3 protein-coding genes and 2 pseudogenes are annotated in these 5,975 nt (G+C 40.8%); 4 read left to right on the top strand and 1 reads right to left on the bottom strand.

Annotated features, from left to right (window positions below; translation table 11 throughout):
* Positions 1-416: pseudogene (locus VB836_RS11050) on the top strand (DUF4912 domain-containing protein); the annotation flags it as partial.
* A 193-nt stretch (positions 417-609) separates the two neighbouring features.
* Here VB836_RS11050 and VB836_RS11045 read toward each other — a convergent pair.
* Entirely contained in the window at positions 610-2,886 is a 2,277-nt protein-coding gene (locus VB836_RS11045) for a RelA/SpoT family protein (protein ID WP_323219391.1), read from the bottom strand.
* A 674-nt stretch (positions 2,887-3,560) separates the two neighbouring features.
* On the opposite strand from VB836_RS11045, the gene patD reads away from it, so the two are divergent.
* The 3 genes and pseudogenes from patD to VB836_RS11030 form a co-directional block, all read left to right on the top strand.
* Positions 3,561-3,917: a heterocyst frequency control protein PatD gene (patD, locus tag VB836_RS11040; protein ID WP_323219390.1), complete on the top strand. Its 357-nt coding sequence runs from the start codon at positions 3,561-3,563 to the stop codon at positions 3,915-3,917.
* A 13-nt stretch (positions 3,918-3,930) separates the two neighbouring features.
* Entirely contained in the window at positions 3,931-5,427 is a 1,497-nt protein-coding gene (locus VB836_RS11035) for a glycosyltransferase family 39 protein (protein ID WP_323219389.1), read from the top strand.
* A 253-nt stretch (positions 5,428-5,680) separates the two neighbouring features.
* A pseudogene (locus VB836_RS11030) lies at positions 5,681-5,975 on the top strand (transposase); the annotation flags it as partial.

The raw sequence follows: 5,975 nt of genomic DNA, 5'->3' as shown, positions 1-5,975 counted from the left end.
TGGGTATGAGTATGTCCGGTGCGGGTTTAACGGCTTCTGGTGCAGGTATCAGTATGTCGGGTTATGGAATGGGTTTAACCATGTCCGGTATTGGAATGTCGGGTGTGGGTATGGCGGCTTCAATACCTCCTGTCCGTCCCCGTAAGTTCTGGTTAGTTGCGGATGCAGAATTAATCATTTACGGCGCAACCGAACCTGATGCTGTTGTGACTATTGGCGGACGACCCATTAAACTGAATTCAGATGGTACCTTCCGCATTCAAGTTTCTTTCCCCGATGGTATGATTGACTATCCGATTATGGCGGTGGCTTCTGATGGTGAACAAACTCGTTCTATTCACATGAGTTTTAACCGTGAAACCCCAGAACGTCGCACTAATACGAAGGAAGAAGCGGTTCTAGAATGGATTGGTTAATGGTTCATTCTAGTTAGCGACTCATCAAAAAAACATAGCCCCTCGATCAAGTCGAGGGGTTAAATTTTAGAAGTTAGGCGGGTTTAAACAGTCAACAGTGATAACTAATAACTAATAACTGAAAACTCTGGTCACTGGTTACTGCATAACTGTAAACTGTAATGAGGCGCGTCCCTACAATACTGGTGACTGTTTAAGAGTTTTTCAGCACCTTATTAACCCGTCGCAGGTTCAACACATCGCTGATATTTTTAATTTGAACACAAGTATGTTCGAGTTGATCGCGATCGCAAATTTCTATCCCTAATTCAATCAGTGCAGGTGCATCTCGGAACGTTTTCACTTGAGCGCTACACACATTCACGTTATTATCTTTTAGGCGGGATAAGATATCATTCAACACACCCACGCGATCAAACACTTCGATTTGAATTTTCACGCGATAGGTTTGAGGACGACTCCCGTTTTGGGCTACCGGATTCCAACTCACCGGAACTAAGCGATCGCCAGAGACTTTATTAACATTTTCACAACCCTGTCGATGAATGGAAATTCCCCGGATTCGAGTCACGACACCAATAATCGGTTCACCGGGAATGGGACTACAACAACCCGCAATTCCATACAACAACCCCTCAACTCCAGCTATCGGTGATTTACTCGAGGAAGGCGTCGGACAAGTCGGAGGAATCATGTTAGCGAGTTGGAGATTCGTCTGAGATTCTTCTAGAGAAGCTTCTTGAATCTGAGTTTGACCTTTCACCGCATCTCGCAGTCGATTCACCACATGATTTAAAGTCACTTCGCCGTATCCCAAAGCGGCTAATAAATCATCAACAGCGTGGTAATTACATCGTTGGACAACGGTTTGCATGGCTTCGGATTTTAGGAGTGATTCAAAGCCATTTTTACCCATTTCTTTTTCGAGTAAATTTCGACCTCTATCAATATTTTCGTCCCGATGCGATCGCTTGTACCATTGACGAATCCGATTTTTAGCTGTGCTAGTTTTAACAAAGTTCAGCCAATCTAAACTCGGGTGACAATTTTTTTGAGTGAGAATCTCAATAATATCTCCATTCTTTAATACCGTATCTAGCGGAACAATCCGATCATTGACTTTCGCCCCTTTACAATGGTTGCCAATTTCGGTATGAATCCGATAGGCAAAATCAACCATCGTTGAACCTTGAGAAAGAACCACGACATCCCCTTCTGGGGTAAACACATAAACATCTTCATCAAATAGATTATTCTTGACACTTTCTAAATATTCATTGGCATCTTTGAGATCATTTTGCCACTCTAATAATTGCCGCAACCAAGTAAACTTATCATCCGCACTACTAATCTTCGTATAACTCGATCCACCCGTTTCTTTATACTTCCAATGGGCGGCTATCCCGTATTCAGCAATATGGTGCATTTCAACGGTGCGAATTTGCACTTCAACCGGACGTCCTGTACTCCCAATTACGCCTGTATGTAGCGATTGATAGCGATTCGGTTTGGGTAAACCAATATAATCTTTAAACCGACCGGGAATCGGACGAAAAGCGTCATGGACAATCGCTAAAGCCCGATAGCATTCTTCTTTTGTTTCGACGATTACCCGCAGGGCGGCTAAATCATAAATTTCGTGAAATTGCTTTTGACGGTGGTGCATTTTACGATAAATGCCATAAAGATGCTTAGGTCGTCCTGTAACTTCATAACATTTGATTCCCGCCTGATCCAATTGATTTCTCAATAAATCCGCGATTTCTGCTAATTTTTCTTCGCGAATATTTCGTTTATCTGCAACTAAAGATTGGATTTCTCGATAAGCCTCTGGTTCTAAATATTTGAAGGATAAATCTTCTAATTCCCACTTCAGTCTACCTATCCCCAATCGATGGGCGAGAGGAGCAAATATTTCTCGAGTTTCTAGAGCAATACTACGGCGTTTATGATCGGCTAAAAACTCTAGGGTTCTCATATTATGAAGTCGATCTGCTAACTTGACGACGATCACCCGAATATCTTTTGCCATTGCCAAAAACATCCGGCGAAAGTTTTCGGCTTGACGTTCAGTTTTATTGGAAAAATTGAACTTTGAGAGTTTGGTTACGCCTTCTACAAGCTGTCGAACTTCTGAGCCAAAATGCGCTTCTATTTCATCCGGTGTAACTTCCGTATCTTCAATGACATCATGTAGAAATCCTGCGGCAATTACTGTCCCTTCACAGCCTAAATAACGCAATAATCCCGCCACCGCAATCGGATGATTAATATAAGGTTCTCCTGATTTGCGATACTGTCCTTCGTGTAATTTATAAGCAAATTCAAAGGCTCGGCAAACAATATCACTATCAGGACATGACTGATCAGAACAGGAATTGTTAGTGTGATATTTATCCAAACACTGTTGTAACCAATCTGGGATCACGCAGTCGGAGTTGATTGAGGTTGTTAGAGTCCGAGTGTTCATGGCAGTTAAACCTAAGAATTACTGATAAAATGTCCAAACTCGCAAGCTACATAGATCTTGTCTTTTTGATGCCAAAATAAAGGGGAGTAGAACCTAATAGCAAGTGCTTTTGTCTTGCTGATCTTGCAGCCGGCTTGAATTTCAAGTACAAACAATGACTGAGTTGCTCTTCTTCCGCCTCTGGGCGTTAGCAAAGCATCCTCAGCAAAGATTGAAGTTTAGAGCAGTTTTCCCCTACTCTAGTAACAAGTACAAGATAGCTATCTCCCCCTGATGGGGTAAGCTAGCTGTGATGATCGATGAAGTTACCCGTTGTCAGTTCTCTTCAATCAGTTCTGGTGTGTGGACTGATCTTGAGTCTGTCTATCCCCGTTTCCCCTATCTGACAAACTGGGAGAGTTTTCATTTCTCTCAGTGGTAGTGATAACTCTTTCTTCATCTGTTTTTAGGTGAGTCAGTCTATTTGAGTCAGCGAACTTGGTATAACCACACCACTGTATTTGCTTGATGCTAACTCACCTCAGTTAGCGTTGTATGGGGGTTTTAACGCCTAGAGATGTTGCCAAATCGGGCTTTCGTCTCTAGGGGGTTGTAAGCGGAATTTGCCTAATCTTAAGATTTTAAAGCTTTAACCTTTGGTTAATATTGACAGTATATACGAATTTCTTAACATTATGTTACCTGAACAGCATCGTCAAGCGATCGCTCAACTCCAACAAACCCTCGAACACCTACAAACTCAGTTAACCGAGGTTAATCTGGAAAAAGCTACCCTGACTACTGCTTTCAGACAAGCCCAACAGCTTTTTGAGAATATCCTTCAGTGCGGTGATCAGGATGTAGACCCCTCGCTGGTATCACCCCTACAATCTTATTTAACCGAAATTCACAAACAGATGCGACTGTTGGAGATGGATTTTCGCTTTCTCCAAACTTCTCGTCAGAATACCACCCTGCAAGCCAGACAAACTCAAATGCGATCGCGTATTGCTACCCTAATCCGTTATTGTATGTCTTTATTAGACAAATAACTAGCATTGACGAATGAAGTCTCTATCTAATTTTAGCACATACAGAATCCTGTCTGTCGGATTTGTTATTTTTGGTATTTTGGTGCGTCTGGTTCAATACCTGAATAATCGCTCTTTATGGTTTGATGAAGCCAATTTAGCGTTAAATATTGTTAACCGTTCCTATTTGCAGTTACTTAGTCCCCTCGATTATAACCAAGCTGCACCTCCCGGTTTTTTGTGGATTGAAAAGTTATCAATTCAAGTTTTGGGGAACAACGAATATGCACTGAGACTTTTTCCTTTTTTAGCGGGAATTGTTTCTCTAGTGGCTTTATTTTTATTCGCTGAACGGTATTCGTCTCAATGGGCTGCACTTCTGGCGATCGCTCTTTTTGCCAGTTTACCCTATATTGTTTATTATGGCACTGAACTGAAGCAATATTCTAGCGATATTATGATTGCATTGTTGCTGAGTTTATTGCTTGTTCCTTTCCGCTACAAAATTCTAAACAAACGTCTAGTTTTAGGGTTTTCTCTTGTTGGCTTCATTGCCATTTGGATTTCTCATCCGGCTATTTTTACTCTGGGAGGACTTGAACTGGCTTATTTTATTACCGCACCTCATCAACAGCGTAAACCAATTTTATTGAATAGAATTCCCGTTTATTTGACTTGGCTTTTAAGTTTTGGATGTCTCTACTTTTTAACGATTAGCAATACAATGAATAACGATAATCTCGTTGAATCTTGGCAAGCGAGATATCCTCAATCTATTTTTGATATCCTTTGGTTACTCGATGCTTTTGGTCGATTTTTCTATAGACCTCTTGGTTTTATTGGAATAGTCGATGGCTTTGCTATTTTAGCTTTTATTATCGGTTGTGTTGCTTGCTATCGTCGAAATAGAATTTTATTGATAACGTTAATTTCCCCAGTTCTTGCGACTTTAGCGGCAAGTTATTTACAAAAATATCCCTTTAGAGAACGTTTGGTTTTATTTCTAACACCATTTTTTATAATTTTAATTGCAGAAGGAGTCGTTTTTCTCATCTCTCAAAAACACTCACAACAAAAATGGGTTAGGCTGTTGGGTTCAGTTGTATTAATTGCCTTATTAACTCATCCTTTAATTCATTCCAGTCGATTAATTTTTCAGCCGGAACTCAAACAAGAAGTTCGACCTATAATAGAATATATTAAGTCAAATCAACAACCGGGCGATCAAATTTATGTCTATTTTCAAGGCGTCAGTCACATGAAATATTACGCCCCAAAATTCGGTTATTCTCCCAGTGATTATGTTTTAGGTGCCTATGAACTTCCCCGAAAAAGGAAAATTTTACCTGCTGACTGGGAACGATACCAACAAGAATTTGAACCGTTTAGAGGTCAAAAACGAGTTTGGATACTCTTTAGAGTTGATGAGGTTGAAGAAAACACTTTATTGTCTTATCTTAATACAATTGGTCGCCAAGTAGAGATTTATAAACAAAAAGGAGCGTTTGTCTGTTTGTATGATTTTAGTTAATAAATTCTCTACTGTAGTTTAGACTAAAAATTGAATAATAACTCAATACTTATCAACTTTGATAATTATTCTAACAGCGATCGCCACTTTTTAAAAAAGACAAAAGGCAGTTTACACTTTACAGTAACCCGTTATCCGTTATCATCTTTAAATCGGCAGGAGACCCCCGCCATAAGTTTACGTTGGCGATAGGAGGAATGCCACTCCGCTAAAATTTACAACTCTGCTACACTCAGATGAGTATAATAGAGCCATGACACAAGCAATTACGGTTAAATGCAAGCTGATAGCCCCACCAGACTTGACCGAGCGGGTCAACGAAACTCTGGCGGGATTTTCCGATGCCTGCAACCGCATATTGCAAGTGGCAAAAGAAAACAACTGTTGGAACACCACCAAACTGCACCATCTGGTTTACAAGCCAGTCAGAGAGGCGACGGGACTGAAAGCCAATCACGTTTGTCAGGCAATTCGCCGCGTGGTGAACCAGCGCAAAGCCACCAAACAAATTCACAAGTTTCGACCCACCAGTATTAGCCTTGATATTC

Source organism: Limnoraphis robusta BA-68 BA1, from assembly GCF_034932365.1.
In the GTDB taxonomy this organism is placed as follows: Bacteria; Cyanobacteriota; Cyanobacteriia; order Cyanobacteriales; family Microcoleaceae; genus Capilliphycus; species Capilliphycus robustus.
The sequence above is the reverse complement of the archived record's forward strand: the minus strand, read 5'-3'. Positions and strand labels throughout refer to the sequence as shown.

Bases quoted from the DNA above. Each gene is read 5' to 3' on its own strand.
- patD (WP_323219390.1), top strand. From the start codon at position 3,561: ATGTTACCTGAACAGCATCGTCAAGCGATCGCTCAACTCCAACAAACC.
- VB836_RS11045 (WP_323219391.1), bottom strand. From the start codon at position 2,886: ATGAACACTCGGACTCTAACAACCTCAATCAACTCCGACTGCGTGATC.
- VB836_RS11035 (WP_323219389.1), top strand. From the start codon at position 3,931: ATGAAGTCTCTATCTAATTTTAGCACATACAGAATCCTGTCTGTCGGA.